We start from the raw sequence: 20,241 nt of genomic DNA, 5'->3' as shown, positions 1-20,241 counted from the left end.
TTTTGCGAGATTAAAACATTTCCGTGCTATTGCAACTCGATTTGATAAACTGGCACGCAATTATAAATCTATGATTCGTATAGCCTGTATATTTATTTGGTGCAAAGCCAAATGAGGACACACCCTAGTATTTTCTTTTTTAAATTCATGATCATATTTGACAAGTAGAAAAGTCATCCGCAACTGTTTGAGGCAGGACTAGATTTAAAAATGATTGTTTCTGCGACAAATTTACTAGTCGATGGTGGCTGACGAGTTTTGCGGTGAGGAATGTTGCTCCGCAAGATGCCTTCCTTGCGAAGCTTCGCTTCTCATTTGGGCGAAACCAAAGTAACAAATTATTTTCAAGTATTTGATTTATAAGGTGAAGACTCCGTCGTGAACGACTAAAAAGTTAAAGAGTCTATTTCTAAACTCCTTAACTGATCAGCATTACCTCATCAGAGGGCTATTTTAAGCTTTTACACTGAGCTTCTGGTGGCATAACCAGAGTACGACACATAAAGCACTCATCGCCACACAGAAGCTGATCACAGCGAAATTTAATCCAAAATGGTCGGCCAAGTAACCCACCGCAAGAATCGGCACAATGGTGCCCAAATAGCCAATAAACAAGTAGGTCGACATCACCGCGGCCCGGTTTTGCAAAGTGGTGATAGCATGAATCACGCCAAAAGCCCCCATCAGGGCAAAACCATGCCCAATACCAAATAAGAGATCGCTCACGAAGAATAAGAAACTTGCCTTAAGCAACATACACAATGCAAGGCTGAGCAGACTAATCAGCATCATGACCAAGCCGATATTCAGACATTTTTTTGCAGCCACCGCTTTGGCCAGGTATTGCACCACTGCAGATACCAGCAGAATACAGGTAATGGCGGTACCACTTACTAAAGGACCATGCCACGGTAAAATATCTTGCACAAAAGAAGGTGAAAGTGAGGCAAATAAACTAAAGGCAGCAAAGGCACTAAATGCAGTGAACCCAATGATCATAAATACAGCATGATATTGAGCCTCAGGACGTTGTAATTTGGGGGCGATACTAAAGGGCTGACGCTCAAAAGCAGGCACTTTTAACCAGAATAAGCCGATAAAACAAAGCACTGCTCCAACAATAATTGGAATATAGGGAGTCACCAGCGGGGCTTGAGAAAACTGCGCAATGACTCCCCCGATAAACGGACCCAGACCAAAGCCAATCGCAGTCAAAATAGAGACCCATTGCGGCGCAAGCTGCTTATGACTCTCCGGAATGGTCTGCATCATGCCAAGCATGGCAGAAGTCGTCATCAAACCAGAGGCAATCCCGATAATGAAACGGCCCAGAGATAAAATCAGGGCATTATTGGCAAAGACCGAAATAATCAAACCCAGACTAATAAACACGAGGCCAATTTGTAGAGTTTTTAAAAAGCCAATGCTATTGCTGGTGCGCCCCAGGAACAATAAGGTGCCCAGACAGCCAAACATATAGGCGACAAAAATATAGGTAATCTGGCTTGGGGATAAATTCCAGAGTTGTTGATAAATCGGATAGAGTGGACTCGCCAAAGCAGTACCAATCGTTCCCATGATTAAAGCCAGGCTGACCATCCAGAAGGGTCGCCAAGTGGTTATTGTTGTCATGAACATGCCGTTATAGTGTTGATCCTTGGCCAATCCATGTCAGGGCATAGCGAAGAAAAAGAAAAGTATATGCAGTGTAGAGCGGGCCAAGAAACATGGTCAAGGGCGAATCAGTAAAAGATTTTAAATCAAATAGATGTGTTTATATATATCAATAAAATAATATATTATTTTATAAGATATAAAATCTTAACCAGAATGTAATCTCATGCAAGAATTTCTTTTTGTCCGTCATTTAAGCTTCTTTTATCGCTTCTGTTCCACGTGAAACATAATTCACTGATTAAACTTGGAATAAACAGTAACATAAATCCGTGGGTAATTTAAAAGCAGACCCATTAGAATCGAAGCATATTTTTATCTGATTCATGTAGAACATTCATGTTAAAAAAAACACTGATTATTGCTTTAAGTACATTTGTTTCAAGCTTCGCATTCGCTAATATTGATATGGTAAAAGCCAATCTGGCAAAGAATAGCCCCAATTTAAAAATCGAAAATATCCAGACCACGGAAATGAAGGGCATCTACAGTGGTTTTATGCAGGGTCAAGTGGTTTATCTGAATGAAGATGCCCAGCATCTGCTTGCTGGGTCGATGCTGCGGATTCAGGATCAGCATAATCTGACCCGTGATTTGATGCTAAAACAGAACAGTGTTGACTGGAAAAAATTGCCGCTTCAGGATGCTGTGAAAAGTGTAAGAGGTACGGGTAAACGTCAGATTGCGATCTTTTCTGACCCAAATTGCCCGTATTGTAAACAGCTTGAAGTAGAGTTGAAAAAACTCAAGGATGTGACGATTTATACTTTTATTCTGCCTTTAAAGCCACAATCGGTTGCGCCTTCAAAACAGGTGTATTGCGCGTCTAATCCGGCTCAGGCCTGGGACGATCTGATCACTCAAGGTAGCCTACCAAAATCGAAAAAAAGTTGTGCCAATCCGATTGAACGGAATAAAAAACTGGCCCAGTCTTTGGGTGTGAATGGGACACCAGCAATTATTTTCTCGAATGGTTTTAAAGTCATGGGGGCCTATCCGGCAGAACAGATCGAACAGATTTTTAAGGAATTTTCACTATAAAGTTGAGAGATATACAAGAGCAAAAAGCACCCGACTGGGTGCTTTTACTGGAACTGCTCAGATTGAGCCAGAACCGCTTAGACCGTACGGCGTTTGGTCAGCATGTTATAAATAAACAGAATAATCACCGCACCAATCACGGAAGCAATCAGACCTGCTGCAGAATCTGCCGAATAAAGACCGAGCATACGACCAGCAAATGTAGCCAATAAGGAACCGGCAATACCTAACAGGGTCGTCATGATAAAGCCTGCCTTGTCATTACCCGGATGAATTGCACGTGCAATCAGACCCGCGATAAAACCAATGACAATCGCAACAATAATTGTCCACATAGGTATGCTCCTTATTATCATGTCTTTGTTTTTACATCATGTTTAATTATCTTGAAACAGAATAGGAAGCAAAAAAAGTTGAATCCTGAAACGAGATGTTATTTTTTGTTCCTGTTTTTCTGTCTATTTGAGACATAAAAAAAGTGGCCTAAGCCACTTTTTTAAATAAATTTTAAAGACCGATTTCACCAATAAATGGCAGATGACGATACTTCTGGTCATAGTCCAGACCATAACCTACGATAAATTTATCTTCAACTTCAAAGCCCAAAAATTCGACCTTTAAATCGATTTCACGACGTGATGGTTTACTTACCAAAGTACACAGTTGAATCGAGTTCGGTTGGCGGGTTTGCAGGATTTCCAGCACCTTGCTCAAGGTATTACCCGAGTCAATAATATCTTCAACCACCAGCACGTCTTTGCCACGGATTTCGCCGTCTAAATCTTTCAGAATTTTTACATCACGCGAAGATACGGTGCCACCGCCATAACTGGATACCGTCATGAAATCCAGTTCATGAGGTTTGGAAATCACCCGACACAAATCGGCCATAAAAATTACTGAACCACGTAATAAACCGATGAGCACAAGGTCTTTGTCACTATGGGCATAGTGTGCATCGATTTGAGCACCAAGCTCTTTGACTTTAGCTTGAATTTCTTCAGCGGAAATCATTACGCTCATTTGAACGGTCATGGGTAGATACCTAAAAAGTAAAAATAGCAAAATAAAAAAGGTGTTGACCTGCAACACCTGAATACACTGTAATTTTAATACATCCCTACTGCAGATGCACCTGTTTTGCATGCTGTAAATGTAATCATTTCTTTGCTGCCTGCGAATCCCTGCGCAGGATGAAAGTACAGGTCAGCAACATGGCAGAGACGATCAGCCAGCGATGGCGGTGCTGGGTTTTAGTTGTCTGAGCGGGTACATCGGGCTTTGACATAGACAGCTTCTCCGTAGACATAGGTCACTGCAATATTACGGTCATCGCCGAGCATGGTCAGTGCAAAAAATGCATCTTCAATATTTTTTGCTCTGCTTTGGCGTAACTGCTGTAAAGCGGTGGCATTTAGATCCAGCACCACAAAGTCCGCCTCCTTGCCGATATTAAAGTTCCCCAAACGATCGTCCAGACTTAAGGCTTTAGCACCGCCTAAGGTGGCATGATACAAGGCTTCAAAAGCAGAGAGTTTTTCTCCCTGCAATTGCTGCACTTTGTAGGCTTCATTTAAGGTCTGTAGCTGGTTAAACGAGGTGCCTGCCCCGATGTCGGTACCCAGACCAACTTTCACCTGCTTGTCCCACGCTTTCTTTAATGGGAATAAACCACTGCCCAGAAACAGGTTTGAGGTCGGACAAAAGGCAATCGCTGAATTGGTCTGCTGCATGCAATCCCACTCCTGCTCTTCCAGGTGTACACAATGTGCAAACACTGATTTTGCACCGGTTAAACCATAGTGATGATAGACATCCAGGTAGCCTTTACGTTCCGGAAATAACTCTTTGACCCAGGCAATTTCATTTTTATTTTCACTTAAATGGGTATGTACATAGATATCTGGATATTCGGCTTTGAGCTGACCTGCTTTTTCAAGTTGTTCATTGGTGGACGTCGGGGCAAAGCGAGGGGTAATGGCATACAGGTTACGGCCCTGCCCATGCCATTTTTCAATCAGCGCTTTAGAATCGGTATAAGCGCTTTCTGCTGTATCTGTCAGCGCTTCCGGTGCATGTCGGTCCATCAAGACTTTACCGGCGATCAGACGCATATTTCTGCGGCTCGCCGCTGTAAACAAAGCATCTACTGATTCAGGATGTACGGTACAGAAGACCAGTGCCGTGGTGGTGCCATTTTTAAGCAATTCCTGCACAAAAAATTCGGCGATTTTTTCGCTATAGGCTGTATCTGCAAACTGGATTTCTGTTGGAAAAGTATAGGTATTTAACCATTCCAGCAGTTGTTCGCCATAGGCCCCGACCATCTCGGTTTGCGGGAAATGAATATGGGTATCGATCAATCCCGGCACAATCAGCTGTTCAGGATAATGGGCGACCTGGATATTTTCAGCTAGATGTTTCTGCCCTTCATCCCAGCTGCCAAACCATTGAATCTTGCCATCTTGCATGATGATCAGACCATCTTCTACATAGCGCACCTGGTCATCAATCTCATGTGCCTGGGCAACTGTATGCTGGATATCAAGGAAACGACCGCGGACTGCCGTTGTTGCAATCTGAGAAGACATGTTAAAACCTGTGCTTTTAATTTTTTCAATAGATTGTAACCCACTTCAGTAGATTTATAACGTGATCATGCTGACTTCATTTGCCTGAGTTAAGTCGAAGCTGTGGTAAGGCAGTCGAGCAATAAAAAAAGTCCGCTCATGATTGAACGGACTTTTTTGACGCTAAAGATGATCGTCTATACAGTTATTAGAGCGTGGTTTGGTTATGTTTTTTACTGTGGCGAATCGACAGGATCGCCGTGATCGTCAAGACAATCACAATAAAGCTCAGTGAAATCCAGATTGGCATATGGAATACATCCAGCATCAGCATTTTAAAGCCGATAAAGACCAGAATAATCCCGAGGCCATAGGGCAGATAATGCATTTTTGATGCGGCACCCGATAACAGGAAGAACATCGCGCGCAGACCCAAAATCGCCATCAGGTTAGCAGTCAGTACAATGAAGGGATCGGTGGTCACAGCGAAAATTGCCGGAATAGAATCGACCGCAAAGATCACATCCGAGGCTTCGACCAGAATCAAAACCAGGAATAACGGCGTTGCCCACAGTAAACCATCTTTACGGATAAAGAATTTGTCAGCTTCAAGTTGCGGGGTAATCCGCATACGTTTACGCAGCCATTTCAGAATCGCCATATCTTCAATATTGCTTTCTTCTTCATCCTGACCACGCAGGAATTTAAAGCCGGTATACACCAGAAAGGCACCGAAGATATATAAAATCCATGAGAATTCCTGAACGAACCAGGCGCCAATAAAAATAAAGATGGTTCTGAGGACAATCGCACCGAGTACACCGTAGAGCAGCAATTTACGTTGCAGCGCGGGTGGAATGGCGAAAGCAGCGAAGATCATCAGCCAGACAAAGACGTTATCAATTGCCAGGGATTTTTCCAGCAGATAACCGGCGAAGTATTCCATGACCTTGGCATTGGCAATTGCAGTACCTGCGGTCTGCTCCAGATAGAGCCATAAACCGCCACCAAATAAAGTCGCGACACTGACCCAGGCAATACTCCAGTAGGCCGCAGTCCGGACTTTGACCTCCTGGCCATGCTGATGTTTAAAGCCGACGAAATCGATGATCAGCATGACTGCGACAATCGCGAAAAAGACAAGATACAGCCACAGCGTACCAATTGTTTCCATGTGAATTCTCCACATCTGACAATCGGCCATAAAAAAACCTTGACCTGTTGTCAGATGAAAAACATCTATACCAACATGATCAAGGTCTTGCCTACATCTTAGTGTTACACTTCTCATTGAAAGTGTCGCAGTAAGATGCTCAGATACCGACTTTTTGCAAAGTGTAATGACGATATTCTGACACGTTGAACAATCTGAACTACAATTGCTAAACGTTTGGAGGAGGCTACTCCCCTTGTTCAAACGAAATTCTGTTTGAGCAAATGCTCAATATGCAGAAGCATGACAGATTTTTATTAAGACTACAATTTCATTTACAAAAATGCATGATTCAAGCTATTTTTTGGGCAATAAAATCCGGACGGCGAATTAAATATAACGTGATGAGAAAACCCAGACTGGCCAAGATGGCCCCGAGCCAGCCAATACTGTGCAAGCCGATCTGTGCCGTTGCGATCCCACCGAGTAAAGCGCCAGCACCAATTCCAATATTATACAGGCCAGAATAAATCGCCATGGCCACGTCGGTGGCATCGGAGGCCAGATTTAAGGTCTTGGCTTGTAAGGCCAGACTGAAACCAATAATACTGACGCCCCAGAGTAAAGCCAGGGTATTTAACTGCAAGACATTGCTGGACAACGGCAGCAATAATAGCAACGAGATAGCCAGTCCAAGTGTGAACAGTGGAATAGTAAGTTTGGGAAAATGTGGTGCAAAACGGCCAAATAGATAAGAGCCGATTAAACCTGCCCCACCATAGACCAGCAATAAAGTCGTGGTCTGTACAGAACTGAGCTGGGCAATATTCAGTGAAAATGGCTCGATATAACTATAGGCGGTGAATTGTGCACTAATTACAATGACCGTCAGGGCAAATACCAGCATCAGGCTTGGACGTTTTAACAAGGTTTTCAAGCTGCTGAGTGAACCTGAATTGACACTCGGTAATAAGGGCAAGGTTTTGGCCAGTAGCAGGCAGACCACGCTGGCGACGATGGCAATCAAGGCAAAACTATTGCGCCAGCCATAGGCCTCCCCGATCATGCGACCAAAGGGAATTCCCAGAACCATGGCCATGGCAGTACCTGTGGCCAATAAACCCAAGGCTTGAAATTCTTTGCCTGCTGGTGCGACACGTACTGCAAGCGAAGCGGTAATTGACCAAAACAGCGCGTGCGCTACTGCAATCCCGATCCGGCTAAATACCAGAACACTGAAACTCCAGGCAAAATAAGACAGCACATGACTGGAAATGAAGACCGCAAATAAAACCATCAACAAGAAACGTCGTTCAATGTTTTTGGTCAGTAGCATCATCGGTAAAGACAATAAAGCCACGACCCAGGCATAAATGGTCAGCATCAACCCGACCTGAGTCGCCGACATGGCAAAACTTGCACCAATATCACTGAGTAAGGCCACGGGAATAAATTCGGTGGTGTTGAAAATAAAGGCGGCACTGGCTAACGCAATTACGCAGATCCATTGACGTCTTACCGAGGAGCTAAAAGAAGGGCTGGACATAAATATCTGGCTTAAACAACAGACAGGCAGTTTAAACCTGTTCATTGCACGGTGATATCAGGAAAGAGCACAGATTCACAATCGTTTAAAGAAATCGAACAATATGCGACTGAAAAATATGTCAGTCTGGATTAAAAATACGGAGTTTAGAGGATGTTGATTGAGCATCAGCAACAAGGCAGTCAAGGTCAATGGTTTGTCGAGCCAAATGAAAAGCGTCTGGCCGAAATGAGCTATTTCTGGAAAGATGAGGATCGACTGGTGATTGAACATACCTGGGTCGATGACAGTTTGCGTGGACAGCATGTCGGACATTATCTGGTCGAAGCAGCGGTCAAGTTTGCCCGTGAGCAAGGGGTCAAGATTATTCCGGAATGCCCTTTTGCTCAATCGGTATTTGAGCGTGATCCTAATTTCAGCGATGTGTTAAGCAGTTAAAAATGAAAATAAAGGTGGAGATCTATGCAGATTCAATATCAAGATTCAAAACGCGGTGGTGTATTTTTTATGGAAGATAAAGGTCGACGTCTGGCCGAGATTACCTATCAATGGCGGGAAGCCTCGGTGATTATTGCAGATCATACCTGGGTCGATCATTCCTTGCGTGGTCAGGGCGTTGCCCGAAAAATGCTGGATGTGCTGGTCGATTTTGCCCGTGAAAAAAGTTTAACCATCATTCCGCAATGTTCCTATGTGGATGTGATGTTTAAGCGTGACCAAAGTTTATCTGATGTCGCGGCCTCTTCTACTTAATCATTTAGATCGATTTGCCAAGAGCAAAACGGCCTAATGAGCTTTCAATACAAGCTGATAAGTAGTGCGGTGATATGCCCTATTTTTCACTCCAGCTACAAATAAAAAAAGTCCGCCAAGCGGACTTTTTACTTTCCCGCATTAATTGAGTTCGATCATCACTTTCAAGGCCTTTTCATCGGCTGCATGCTTGAACACATCATAAGCTTTTTCAAATTCATTAAATTTAAAGTGATGGGTCGCCAGTTTTTCCAGCGGTAATTTACCGGAACAGCAGGTTTTGAGCAGCATAGCAGTGGTATTGGCATTGACCAGTCCGGTGGTGATGGTCAGGTTTTTAATCCAGAGTTTATTCAGTTCAAAATTAACTGATTTGCCATGTACGCCGACATTGGCAATATGTCCACCCTCTTTGACTACATGCTGGCAGATATTCCAGGTCGCCTCCAGACCAACCGCTTCAATGGCACAATCGACCCCTCGCCCATCCGTCAGCTCCAGCACACGTTGTATGGCATCTTCTTTCGCGGAGTTAATGCTATGCGTCGCTCCCACTGTTTTGGCGAACTCGAGTCGGTTGTCATCGACATCGACCATGATGATGTTGGCCGGTGAATAGAATTGAGCGGTCAGCAGGCAGCTCATGCCGATCGGGCCGGCACCGACAATCACCACATTGTCTCCGGGTTTGACATCGCCATATTGCACACCAATCTCATGTGATGTCGGCAAGATATCCGACAGGAACACAGCGACATCTTCATTTAACCCTTCAGGTAAATGATAAAGAGAAGTATCCGCAAACGGCGTGCGTACATATTCGGCATGAGTACCATCAATCATATAGCCCATGATCCAGCCGCCTTCATTGCGACAATGTGCATACAGCTGTTTCTGACAGTTTTCACAGGTTCCACAGCGGCTGACACAGGAAATAATCACCCGGTCGCCTTTTTTGAAGTTTTGAACGGCAGAACCGACTTCTTCTACAATGCCAATGCCTTCATGGCCTAAAATACGGCCATTAAAACTGCCCTGTTTGCGTGTGGCTTGCTGTTCAATTTCCGGGTTTTTACCTTTCCAGATCCCGAGGTCTGTACCACAAATAGTGACTTTAGTGAGTTTGATAACAGCATCGCTGGGATGCAAAATAGTTGGAATGGGACGGTCTTCAAACCGGATGTCGTTTTCGCCATAATAGACCATGGCTTTCATTGTTGTCATGACACATCTCCTGAAGGAGTGAGGAATGAGAATGACCTGATTCTGATCTGGCTGTCAGGTCTATAAATACCTGTGTTCTTCTCGATTGTGCCTTGAGTGATGTGCTGCTGCAATCTATCTCGCGTTCAGATTGCAACAAAACATCATGCGTAATGACTAATGAGTGATCGGCATTTTAGGCCAATTTGACATCATGCAATGTGAAGGTCAAAACAGCCATTCTCTCTTTTTGCTAAAACAATTGCCCTAAAAAAAGAAGCCCGCATCGCGGGCTTCTTTTTTCACATACTTATCCACGCATCTATTTTATGCGTTTAAAGCACTGATCAATTTCTGATGCAAACCACCAAAACCGCCATTTGACATGATCACCACCACATCGCCCTCACCTGCCTCTGCTACCACGGTCTGAATGATGTCATCCAGTGTGCGTGCAATTTTGGCTTTATTTGGCGCAGCATTAATGACCGGTTGCAGATCCCAGTCCAGTCCTTCCGGTTGATACCAGATTACTGCATCGGCCAGACGTGCTGAATGAGCCAGACCCTCTTTATGACTGCCCATACGCATGGTATTGGAGCGTGGTTCAATAATTGCCCAGAGTTTGCGTTCACCCAGACGTTTGCGCGCGCCCTCCAAGGTCGTATCAATCGCTGTCGGATGATGGGCGAAATCATCATAAACCTCAATACCACGGACTGTGCCTAACAGTTCCATACGGCGTTTTACCCCACCGAAATTAGATAAAGCTTCACAGGCGGTTTCAATGGAGACGCCGACATGCTCGGCAGCTGCAATCGTCGCGAGCGCATTGGCCACCGAATGCTGTCCGGTCATGCTCCACTGCACTTCACCTTTCACCACACCGTGTTGCAAGACTTTAAAGTGAGAACCATCTGTCGATAACTGTTCGGCATACAGTTCAGATTTTTGATTGGCATCCAGACTGGTGCGCACCACCGGTGTCCAGCAACCCTGCTCTAGTACTTCATCGATATTGCTTTCGGTAATCGGCGCAATGATGCGGCCTTCGCTTGGAATAGTACGGACTAAATGATGAAACTGCTTTTGAATCGCGGCCAGATCATCAAAGATATCGGCATGGTCAAATTCAAGGTTATTTAAAATCGCCGTTTTTGGATGGTAATGTACAAACTTGGAACGCTTGTCGAAGAAAGCCGAATCATATTCATCCGCCTCGACACAGAAATATTTGCCACCACCGAGACGTGCACTCTCACTAAAACCCAGTGGCACACCGCCAATCAGGAAGCCTGGCTCTAAACCGGCTTGATCCAGCACCCAGGCCAGCATGGTTGTGGTGGTGGTTTTGCCATGTGTACCCGCAACCCCCAATACATGTTTGCCTTGCAGAACATGATCTGCCAGGAACTGTGGGCCTGAAATATAAGGCAAGCCTTCATTCAGCATATATTCTACTGCATCAATACCACGCTTCATGGCATTGCCGACAATGATCAGGTCTGGATGCGGCTGCAAGTGACTACGCTCATAACCCTGCATCAAGCTGATGCCTGCATTTTCAAGTTGGGTCGACATCGGTGGATAGACGTTCAAATCTGAACCTGTCACCTTGTGGCCCAGGTCGCGTGCAAGGAGCGCCAGCGATCCCATAAAAGTGCCACAAATACCCAAAATATGCAGATGCATCTACTTCACTCCGTTCCTGTCTGACCCATCACCTTATATTGGTGCGGTTATCATGATTTATTCAATTTGCAAGCAACGATAGCAAGGCTTACACGGAAAAGATAGTCAAAGTTCAAGCATTGCTGCGGGAATTTTTAAATCCTGTTTCACGGATAAATTAAGAGAAAATTTCAAATTTAGAGAATATCTTTTTGCAAAATAAATCGTAGAATAAACCCGATCTTTTTGCAGAGTACATGCCGATGTTACCGGCTTTATTTCTTCTGGTGATTGCCAATTGCTTTATGACCTTGGCATGGTATGGGCATTTAAAATTTTTACCGCATGATGCGCCGTTGTGGCAGGCAATTTTATTCAGCTGGATGATTGCCCTGTTTGAATATAGCCTGATGATTCCGGCCACCCGATTACTGGCACAGCAGGGACTGGCCGTGGGGCAAATGAAAATCACCCAGGAAGTGGTGACCTTGCTGGTCTTTGTGCCTTTTATGATTTTCATGTTTAAGCAGCCCTTTAAACTGGATTATCTCTGGGCAGCCTTGTGTCTGTGCGGATGTGTGTATTTTGTCTTCAGAAGTTCCTGATCGAAAGCTTTGCAGACTACAGGCCTATTTTTATTCCAGTTTTTAATATTCTGCCAAAAAAATAAGAAAAATCGAACCTTGCTTTGACCGTTAAATTTTATGAAGCCGAAAAATCAGTCTATAATAAGCACCTCCTATTAAAGCTTGGCTCTCTCGTCGAGATTTATTTTTTGTTACTTTAATCTCTGGAAAATTTGCAATGAATGCGGCTGCTGCACAAGATGCTCCTCTAGTAGGAATTATCATGGGTTCTCAATCAGATTGGGCAACTCTCGAACATACTGCCAACATGCTCAAGCAGCTTGGTGTTCCATTTGAAGCTGAAGTCGTTTCTGCACACCGTACTCCTGACCGTTTATTTGAATATGCTGAGCAGGCGCGTGATCGTGGCATTCAGGTGATTATTGCCGGTGCGGGTGGTGCTGCGCATTTGCCGGGCATGTGTGCGGCAAAGACTGATCTTCCAGTCCTGGGTGTGCCAGTCAAATCATCCATTTTAAACGGCGTCGATTCTTTGCTTTCGATTGTACAAATGCCAGCAGGTATTGCGGTGGGTACGCTTGCGATTGGCCCTGCCGGTGCAACCAATGCAGCCATTATGGCAGCGCAAATTTTAGGTCTGACCCGCCCTGATATCGCGAAAAATGTTGCAGATTTCCGTGCGGCACAAACAGATAAAGTGGCAAGCAATAACATTCCTGGTCAAAACTAAAACCAAGCTTCATACGGGACAGACATCATGGATAAAACCATCGGTATTTTTGGCGGCGGTCAGCTCGGGCGCATGATGGCGCAAGCGGCATTGCCATTGAATATTCAATGTACTTTCTTTGAAGCAAGTACGGATTGCCCTTCTGCGACACTCGGTCAAGTGATTTCCAGCAAGGCCGAAAATGGTCTACAGGATTTTATTGACAGTGCTGATGTATTCAGTCTGGAATTTGAAAATACCCCGCTTGCAGATGTGGATGTGCTGGTGAAAAATAAAGACCTGCATCCACCACGCCAAGCCTTGGCAATTGCACAGCATCGTCTGTCTGAAAAAGCCCTGTTTGATACGCTCGACATTCCTGTTGCGTCGTATAAAGCAGTGACTGCACTTGAAGGTTTACAGGCTGCTGTGGCTGAACTGGGCTTACCAATCGTATTAAAAACCTCTCGCGGTGGTTACGATGGTAAGGGTCAATTTGTCCTGCGGAGTGCTGATCAAATTGAGCAGGCTTGGGCGGAACTTGGCCCTGCCGGTGAACTGATTGCAGAAAGCTTTGTGACGTTCTCACGTGAAGTGTCGATCATTGCGGTACGTGGTCAAAATGGTGATGTAAAAACCTGGCCCCTGGCTGAAAATCATCATCACAATGGCATTCTGTCGCACTCGATTGTGCCTGCACCGAACAGTGCAGACTTGCAGCCGGTCGCACAGGACTACATCACTCGCCTACTCAATCATCTGAACTATGTGGGCGTCTTGACCCTTGAGCTGTTTGTGACAGACAAAGGCTTATATGCAAACGAGATGGCACCACGTGTGCATAACTCAGGGCACTGGTCGATTGAAGGTGCAGTCTGCTCACAGTTCGAAAACCATATTCGTGCGGTGGCCGGTCTGCCACTGGGTTCAACGGAAGTGATTCGTCCAAGCGTACTGGTGAATATCATCGGACAGCATCCAAAATCTGCAGATGTTCTGGCTTTAGAAGGTGCGCATTTGCATCTGTATAACAAGTCAGAGCGTGAAGGTCGTAAGATTGGTCACATTACCCTGATGCCAACCGACAGTACTCAGCTGACGACTTTATGCCGTCAACTGGCAAAGATTTTACCGAATCCACTGGCATTGAGCGAAGATATGACCATTTAAGCGCTATCTTGCTGATAAAAAAAGCGATCACTTCGGTGGTCGCTTTTTTATTTCTCCAGATTCAGGCATGATTGCGCCTCTTCGAAAATGCCTGCCATTTATCGGATCATAATATTTTTCAATTGATTGTAAAATAAACAATTGCGTATACATAAAAGAGTCTAAATGAAGATTCACAGACCACAGAGAAATACTTTGAATTTAAAGTTTAAATGAATTCAAAATATGAATTTAAATTCAAACCGCTACTTTGAATTCAAAGTTTTAAATTTAAAAATAAACCAAGTCACCCTGTTTTTTAATTCACAAAACAAGACCTTGATAAATATCTGATTAATCCTGTTTATACTAAGTTATCCACAAAGAAGGTTTTGAATTTAAAGGTTGTTTCCTAGATTTTAAATTTAAATTCAAACAGCACCGCTGCTTTTTGAATTTAAAAACAAGTTGTGGATAAGTTATTTAAATTTAAAACTACAAAATGAATTCAAAAGTGCAGAAATTATGAATTTAAATTTACCTATTTGAGCTTTAATTTTTAGATTGAGCTGCTATGTTAAGAACATAATTCAAAATCTAAATATTCAAGGGTCTTATGCAACGTTTTGCGCTTGTGGTTGGTTCTTTATTCTTGGCTGTTTCTCAGGCAAATGCCGAGCTGATTATTAATGGTCAGCGTGTCGACACGACTACTTTGCCTTCAGCGGCCAGCAGCCCGTCAAATTTCCCTGCCCAGAATAATTTTCAAAACTGTTTGGCGAATTTACGTAGTCAGGCTGTAGCAAAAGGTGTTAGTGCAGGCAGCTATGACCGTTATACGCAAAATTTAACGCCTGATTATTCCGTAATTGAACGTTTAAACTATCAACCGGAATTTTCTACCCCGATTTGGGACTATTTGTCTGGTTTGGTCGATGAAGAGCGGGTTCAGCTCGGCCGGCAAAAATTACAGCAACATCGCGAAGTCTTAAATCGTGTTTCCGCAGCCTATGGCGTGCCTGCAGAAACGATTGTCGCGGTATGGGGTGTAGAAAGTAATTTTGGTGATATTTCCGGTCGCTATCCTTTATTGCAGGCTCTGGGAACATTGAGCTGTGAAGGGCGACGCCAGAGTTATTTCCGTGGTGAGTTTTTTACCACGATGAAACTGTTACAGCGCGGTGATGTACGAGAGGATCAGCTGAAAGGTTCATGGGCTGGAGCTTTTGGTCATACCCAGTTTATGCCATCGACCTATGATGAGCTTGCGGTCGATTTTGATGGCGATGGCCGCCGTGATCTGGTCAGTAGTATTCCGGATGCTTTGGCATCAACCGCCAACTTTTTAAGCAAGCGTGGTTGGCAGACCGGACAGCCTTGGGGTTTTGAAGTAAAAATCCCGCAAGGCATGTCAATCTCAAATGAAGGCCGTCGCAATAAAAAATCACTGAATAGCTGGATTAGCCGTGGTGTAGTGCGTGCCGATGGTTCCCCTTTAATTCAAGGGAATTTATCAGCGTCTTCTCAAGCTGGCTTGCTTGCGCCTGCCGGCCCGAATGGCCCGGTGTTCCTGGTCTTTAGAAACTTTGATGCCATTTATAGCTATAATGCAGCAGAAAGTTATGCCTTGGCGATTGCGCATTTATCTGATCGTTTACAGGGTAAAGGGAGCTTCAGCACATCTTGGCCAACCGATGACGCGGGTACTTCGCGTTCAGAACGTCGCGAGATTCAGCAATTTTTACTAAATCGTGGCTATGACATTGGTGCGGTGGATGGTCTGATCGGTGATAAAACCCGTCAGGCGATTCGTCAGGAACAGCAGCGTTTAGGCTTGAGTCCGACCGGCCGCGCCGGCCAGCAGATTCTGCGTGCGTTCCGTAATGAAAATGCCAAACTGATGATGCAATAAGTAAGATTGAAAATGAAAAAGGTCTGTATAAATGCAGACCTTTTTTTATAACTTTAGATTGCTCTGGTCGGGTTTAAATAGCAGTAATGGTTCCCAGAACACGGTAGCCTAAAGCACCGGTCACCGCTGGCAGGTTGCCATTGAGTTGCTTGATAAAACGCATCGCCAGCCAGGCAAAGGCGGTGGCTTCTACCCAGGTCGGACTGAGGCCCAAATCAGCCGTGGTTTGTATGCTCCATTCATGTTTGCGTAAGCGCCAGCGCAGTTGCTCAAGTAAATAAGAATTATAAGCGCCACCACCACACACGAAAACTTGTCCAGTATCCATGCCAGAACGATAAATGGCTTTTTTAATGGCACGGGTGGTGAGCTTTAATAAGGTCGCCTGCACATTTTCCGGGGTATCTTCCAGTTCATCGTATTGCAGGTCATTGCGCCAGTCGGCAATCTGTTCATCCAGCCATTCCAGGTTAAAGTCTTCACGGCCGGTACTTTTAGGCGGTTCTTTAGAGAAAAATTCGTGTGACTGTAAACGATCCAGCAGGCTGCGAATCGGCGTACCATAAGCGGCCCAATTGCCATTTTCATCATAAGGCTGGCCGGTATAACGCGCGCACCAGGCATCCATCAGAATGTTGGCCGGCCCTGTATCAAAGCCATAAACATCATCAGGCTTTCCGGCAGGTAACAGGCTGACATTAGCAATCCCGCCCAGATTTAAAATCACCCGGTGAATGCTGTCATGCTGGAAAATATCCTGATGAAAGGCCGGCACCAATGGTGCGCCTTGACCGCCAGCCGCCAAATCACGACGACGGAAATCTGAAATCACCGGAATCTGGGTGATTTCGGTAATAATATTGGGGTCACCAATTTGCAGGGTAAAACCATGCTCAGGGCGATGGCGGATGGTCTGACCATGTGAGCCAATGGCTTTAATTTTAGATTTATCTAACTGGTTGTTTTCAATCAGTTGGTTGATACCATGACCAATCATTTCTGCCAAGGCCACATCGGCCTTGCCCATACGGTCAATTTCATTGTCATCGGGCAAAGTCAGTGCCATCAGCTCATGCCGCAGGTCAGGATCGAATGCCAAAGTGAGTGTGGCATGAAGCTGTAAAGGATCAAAAGAAGCAGCAACAATATCGACACCATCCATGCTTGTGCCGGTCATTACCCCAATATAGATCGCTGTCATGGTTATTCTTAAGCCTGCAATATGCTGAAAAAGTGTTAGTATATCGCACAAATTGAGTAACTGATGTATTGGATTTTGTGATGTCAAATTTCCTGCCGGCTGAAGAACAACTTGCCCTCATTCAACGAGGCACCCATGAAATTATTTCTGAAGAAGACCTTCTTAAGAAATTAAAAAAGAATCGTCCATTAAAAATTAAAGCAGGTTTTGACCCAACTGCGCCTGACCTGCACTTAGGTCATACGGTTCTCATCAACAAGTTAAAAGTATTTCAGGATTTGGGCCACGAAGTATTCTTCCTGATCGGTGACTACACGGCGATGATCGGTGATCCAACAGGTAAAAGTGCTACACGTCCACCATTATCACGTGAACAAGTTTTAGAAAATGCAAAAACCTATCAAGAACAAGTGTTTAAAATTCTTGATCCAAACAAAACCAAAGTTGTATTTAACTCGGAATGGTTTGCACAAAAAACCGCGGCTGATTTAATTCAATTGGCATCACAGCAAACTGTGGCGCGTATGTTGGAGCGTGACGACTTTACCAAGCGTTATAACAGTCAACAGCCGATCGCGATTCACGAATTCTTGTATCCATTGGTACAAGGTTATGATTCGGTGGCTTTAGAAGCGGACGTAGAGTTGGGCGGTACAGACCAGACCTTTAACCTGTTGATGGGGCGTACGCTACAAGGTCGTTATGATCAGGAAGCACAAGTGTGTATTACGGTGCCTATTCTTGAAGGTTTAGATGGCGTGAATAAAATGTCTAAATCTTTAGGCAACTATATTGGTGTATTTGATGCGCCAGGTGCGATGTATCAAAAAGTGCTTTCAATGCCGGATGCATTGATTGAGCGTTATTTTGATCTGCTCAGCTTTAAATCAATTGAAGAAATTCAGCAGTTGCTAAAAGAAATTGCTGAAGGCCGTAATCCTCAAGAGGTGAAAAAGATTCTTGCGCTGGAGCTGGTTGAGCGTTTCCACGGAAGCGACGCTGCTGCGCATGCACATAAAGGTGCAGGTAATATCATTACTGAGGGTGAATTACCGGAAGGTACGCCAGAAGTGACTATTTCACGTGGTGAGTTTGGTGGTGAAATCTTTATTACTTCAATTTTACGTGAAGCAGGTTTGACCAAGAATGCGGCCCAAGCCAAAGATGCTTTAGGTCGTGGCGCGGTGAAAGTGGATTGGCACACTGTAGATAGTTCTTATTCGGTTAAGGAAAATCTGACCTTGATCGTTCAGGCCAGCAAAAAAGCGATTGCGAAAGTTACTTTCACCGATTAAAAAATTGATAAGTTATTGAAATAAAAGCAGGCTTCGGTCTGCTTTTTTATTGATGTCCTATATTCATAAAGCAAATAAGCAACTTCAAAAAAAACCCTATAAAAACAAGAGTTAAATTTTCCCAAATTGCTTGCTTTTCGGGTTTATTATCTATAGGATTTATTCATCTAGAGAATTGGTTCAAAGCATCTAGAGGGTGATAATAAGACAACTCCACAATTTATAAGGTCTCTTCCCCAAGAGACTCTTTTTTAAGCTTTAAAGTGAATAACTATAATAATGACATAATGGATCGGGTAAAGATTCAATTCTAAGGAGGAGATTTTGGGAGAGATCTCTTCCTTTTTTATTTGTAGCGATTTCATTCTGAACCTTTAAAACCGCAGGTATTATTTTCTTGGAGGACATTCCACCTAGAATTCATCCTCTAATTAAGTGTTGTTTTGCTAGCTAAAGGGTGGCTGACTATATTGGTTCGCAAAAGACAGCACAATATAAAAAGAAAGCAGAGGGGGTTCGATGTATCGCTATCCAACAGAAAATATTTTTGATGAAGACATTGATTGTATTTTAAGTTTCTTATTTGAATATCAGTCTGCCGAACAAAAACAGCAACGTTATATCCCTGTCTATAACTTATTTATGCAGCTTGATCTGGCTGCGAATTACTATCTATTTTCCCTGATTGAAGAGCGTTTACCGCGACGTGCAAAACTATTCTTTGTTGCTGAAGACTATCAGGGCAAAAAAGACATAATTATAGAAGTCATGCAATACTGGCTTGGGCAGCGCAAGCAGGAAAAGTAACTGAATAGAATTAACCTGCTGATATGTTCTATCTCTATATCTATATAGATAAGCAAGCTTGTGCGGCCTTATACCCAAACACCAAAATCATTGAATAACGTCTTTATAGCCTAAGATACCGATATGCTTTTATAAGAAGTTTCACTGAAAAAGTGCGAATGAACTACCAAGTCGAAGGGAAAGAATCGTTGGTTTCGCTAATATGTCATGATTTGGTTTTGTTTCTGGGAGTTGAACGAGATAAAAAGCATTATTTAAGGATAAACAGCAAAAATTACTGCTCTAGCTATTATATTGATCGCTTTTAAGTCTAATTAAATTTTGGCTTATAAAAATAAAATGATGTGTTTAGTGCATTTATTGCATAAAAACGCTTAAAAATTAGATAAAAAAGCGATTTTTTAGGATTTTTTGTAGAAAAAAAAGACATACGTGAAAAATATAGTGAATAGGGGGTTGCAATGATTCTGAAATCCTCTAGAATGCACCCATACCGACGAGATAGACGGAAACGAACGAAGCAGATTGCTGAGTTGTTAAGTATATCGAAGTCCAGCTTCTGGCACTGACGAGGTGTTAGAAAGATCATTAAGAGATTATGAAGAACAACTTGTGTGGATTTTTACTGGTTGATTGATCGAAATTATTTTCATTGATTGATGGTAGAAATTACTCGAAGTTTATTTGAGAAATATTTGTCAGAAAATTGATGAGCCAAGATTGGCACCCTTTAAGGTGCTACTGATTTTAAACTGAAGAGTTTGATCATGGCTCAGATTGAACGCTGGCGGCAGGCTTAACACATGCAAGTCGAGCGGGGAAAGGTAGCTTGCTACCTAACCTAGCGGCGGACGGGTGAGTAATGCTTAGGAATCTGCCTATTAGTGGGGGACAACATCTCGAAAGGGATGCTAATACCGCATACGTCCTACGGGAGAAAGCAGGGGACCTTCGGGCCTTGCGCTAATAG

Annotated in this window: 18 protein-coding genes, 1 rRNA gene and 1 pseudogene; 11 read left to right on the top strand and 9 right to left on the bottom strand. The window is 43.8% G+C overall.

Features of this window, described 5'->3' with window-relative positions:
• Nucleotides 1-115: pseudogene (locus tag FTV48_RS12055) on the top strand (IS5/IS1182 family transposase); the annotation flags it as partial.
• A gap of 338 nt (nucleotides 116-453) precedes the next feature.
• Here the strand turns inward: FTV48_RS12055 and FTV48_RS12050 are convergent.
• The gene (locus FTV48_RS12050) at nucleotides 454-1,599 is read right to left on the bottom strand and encodes an MFS transporter (RefSeq protein ID WP_180000464.1); all 1,146 of its coding nucleotides are present in this window, start codon (nucleotides 1,597-1,599) and stop codon (nucleotides 454-456) included.
• 414 nt (nucleotides 1,600-2,013) lie between these two features.
• Between FTV48_RS12050 and FTV48_RS12045 the strand changes: the two genes are divergently transcribed.
• On the top strand, nucleotides 2,014-2,715 hold the full coding sequence (locus FTV48_RS12045; RefSeq protein WP_180000462.1) for a DsbC family protein: 702 nt from the start codon (nucleotides 2,014-2,016) through the stop codon (nucleotides 2,713-2,715).
• 77 nt (nucleotides 2,716-2,792) lie between these two features.
• Here the strand turns inward: FTV48_RS12045 and FTV48_RS12040 are convergent, their stop codons facing one another.
• The 5 genes from FTV48_RS12040 to FTV48_RS12020 form a co-directional block, all read right to left on the bottom strand.
• Nucleotides 2,793-3,050, bottom strand: a complete 258-nt coding sequence (locus FTV48_RS12040; protein WP_005173486.1) for a GlsB/YeaQ/YmgE family stress response membrane protein — start codon at nucleotides 3,048-3,050, stop codon at nucleotides 2,793-2,795.
• 172 nt (nucleotides 3,051-3,222) lie between these two features.
• Nucleotides 3,223-3,750, bottom strand: coding sequence for a hypoxanthine phosphoribosyltransferase (gene hpt, locus FTV48_RS12035; protein ID WP_100355776.1), 528 nt, complete (start codon nucleotides 3,748-3,750; stop codon nucleotides 3,223-3,225).
• A 218-nt stretch (nucleotides 3,751-3,968) separates the two neighbouring features.
• A complete protein-coding gene (gene guaD, locus FTV48_RS12030) occupies nucleotides 3,969-5,306 on the bottom strand; it encodes a guanine deaminase (RefSeq protein ID WP_180000461.1) in 1,338 nt (445 codons plus the stop codon).
• A gap of 187 nt (nucleotides 5,307-5,493) precedes the next feature.
• Nucleotides 5,494-6,459 (bottom strand): TerC family protein, encoded by a 966-nt coding sequence (locus FTV48_RS12025; RefSeq protein WP_100329858.1) that lies wholly within the window; start codon nucleotides 6,457-6,459, stop codon nucleotides 5,494-5,496.
• Nucleotides 6,460-6,790: 331 nt separating this feature from the next.
• Nucleotides 6,791-7,984 carry a sugar transporter gene (locus tag FTV48_RS12020; protein WP_180000460.1) on the bottom strand — a complete coding sequence of 398 codons (1,194 nt, stop codon included), beginning with the start codon at nucleotides 7,982-7,984 and terminating at the stop codon, nucleotides 6,791-6,793.
• A gap of 153 nt (nucleotides 7,985-8,137) precedes the next feature.
• Between FTV48_RS12020 and FTV48_RS12015 the strand changes: the two genes are divergently transcribed.
• Nucleotides 8,138-8,422, top strand: a complete 285-nt coding sequence (locus tag FTV48_RS12015) for a GNAT family N-acetyltransferase (protein ID WP_005173474.1) — start codon at nucleotides 8,138-8,140, stop codon at nucleotides 8,420-8,422.
• 24 nt (nucleotides 8,423-8,446) lie between these two features.
• A complete protein-coding gene (locus FTV48_RS12010) occupies nucleotides 8,447-8,737 on the top strand; it encodes a GNAT family N-acetyltransferase (RefSeq protein ID WP_005173472.1) in 291 nt (96 codons plus the stop codon).
• A 141-nt stretch (nucleotides 8,738-8,878) separates the two neighbouring features.
• Here the strand turns inward: FTV48_RS12010 and FTV48_RS12005 are convergent, their stop codons facing one another.
• A complete protein-coding gene (locus FTV48_RS12005) occupies nucleotides 8,879-9,961 on the bottom strand; it encodes a zinc-dependent alcohol dehydrogenase family protein (protein ID WP_005173470.1) in 1,083 nt (360 codons plus the stop codon).
• Nucleotides 9,962-10,267: 306 nt separating this feature from the next.
• Nucleotides 10,268-11,632 carry a UDP-N-acetylmuramate:L-alanyl-gamma-D-glutamyl-meso-diaminopimelate ligase gene (mpl, locus tag FTV48_RS12000; protein WP_159138912.1) on the bottom strand — a complete coding sequence of 455 codons (1,365 nt, stop codon included), beginning with the start codon at nucleotides 11,630-11,632 and terminating at the stop codon, nucleotides 10,268-10,270.
• 242 nt (nucleotides 11,633-11,874) lie between these two features.
• Between mpl and FTV48_RS11995 the strand changes: the two genes are divergently transcribed.
• The 4 genes from FTV48_RS11995 to FTV48_RS11980 all read left to right on the top strand — a co-directional run bounded on the left by FTV48_RS11995 (nucleotide 11,875) and on the right by FTV48_RS11980 (nucleotide 15,968).
• Nucleotides 11,875-12,216, top strand: a complete 342-nt coding sequence (locus FTV48_RS11995) for a DMT family protein (protein ID WP_074384157.1) — start codon at nucleotides 11,875-11,877, stop codon at nucleotides 12,214-12,216.
• A 199-nt stretch (nucleotides 12,217-12,415) separates the two neighbouring features.
• Entirely contained in the window at nucleotides 12,416-12,928 is a 513-nt protein-coding gene (purE, locus tag FTV48_RS11990) for a 5-(carboxyamino)imidazole ribonucleotide mutase (protein WP_005173464.1), read from the top strand.
• A 27-nt stretch (nucleotides 12,929-12,955) separates the two neighbouring features.
• Complete coding sequence (locus FTV48_RS11985; protein ID WP_180000459.1) at nucleotides 12,956-14,077, top strand: 5-(carboxyamino)imidazole ribonucleotide synthase; 1,122 nt, start codon at nucleotides 12,956-12,958, stop codon at nucleotides 14,075-14,077.
• Nucleotides 14,078-14,672: 595 nt separating this feature from the next.
• Nucleotides 14,673-15,968 carry a lytic murein transglycosylase gene (locus tag FTV48_RS11980; RefSeq protein ID WP_100535508.1) on the top strand — a complete coding sequence of 432 codons (1,296 nt, stop codon included), beginning with the start codon at nucleotides 14,673-14,675 and terminating at the stop codon, nucleotides 15,966-15,968.
• 73 nt (nucleotides 15,969-16,041) lie between these two features.
• Here the strand turns inward: FTV48_RS11980 and FTV48_RS11975 are convergent, their stop codons facing one another.
• The gene (locus FTV48_RS11975) at nucleotides 16,042-17,169 is read right to left on the bottom strand and encodes an anhydro-N-acetylmuramic acid kinase (protein WP_100355773.1); all 1,128 of its coding nucleotides are present in this window, start codon (nucleotides 17,167-17,169) and stop codon (nucleotides 16,042-16,044) included.
• Nucleotides 17,170-17,249: 80 nt separating this feature from the next.
• On the opposite strand from FTV48_RS11975, the gene tyrS reads away from it, so the two are divergent.
• From tyrS to FTV48_RS11960, 3 genes are all read left to right on the top strand, one after another.
• Nucleotides 17,250-18,464 (top strand): tyrosine--tRNA ligase, encoded by a 1,215-nt coding sequence (gene tyrS, locus FTV48_RS11970; protein ID WP_100535507.1) that lies wholly within the window; start codon nucleotides 17,250-17,252, stop codon nucleotides 18,462-18,464.
• Between the two features lie 519 nt (nucleotides 18,465-18,983).
• On the top strand, nucleotides 18,984-19,271 hold the full coding sequence (locus FTV48_RS11965; protein WP_005173437.1) for a hypothetical protein: 288 nt from the start codon (nucleotides 18,984-18,986) through the stop codon (nucleotides 19,269-19,271).
• A 749-nt stretch (nucleotides 19,272-20,020) separates the two neighbouring features.
• Nucleotides 20,021-20,241: ribosomal RNA gene (locus FTV48_RS11960) — 16S ribosomal RNA — on the top strand; the annotation flags it as partial.

Origin of the sequence: Acinetobacter sp. YH18001, assembly GCF_013416975.1 — a bacterium.
Taxonomy (GTDB): Bacteria; Pseudomonadota; Gammaproteobacteria; order Pseudomonadales; family Moraxellaceae; genus Acinetobacter; species Acinetobacter pseudolwoffii.
The sequence above is the reverse complement of the archived record's forward strand: the minus strand, read 5'-3'. Positions and strand labels throughout refer to the sequence as shown.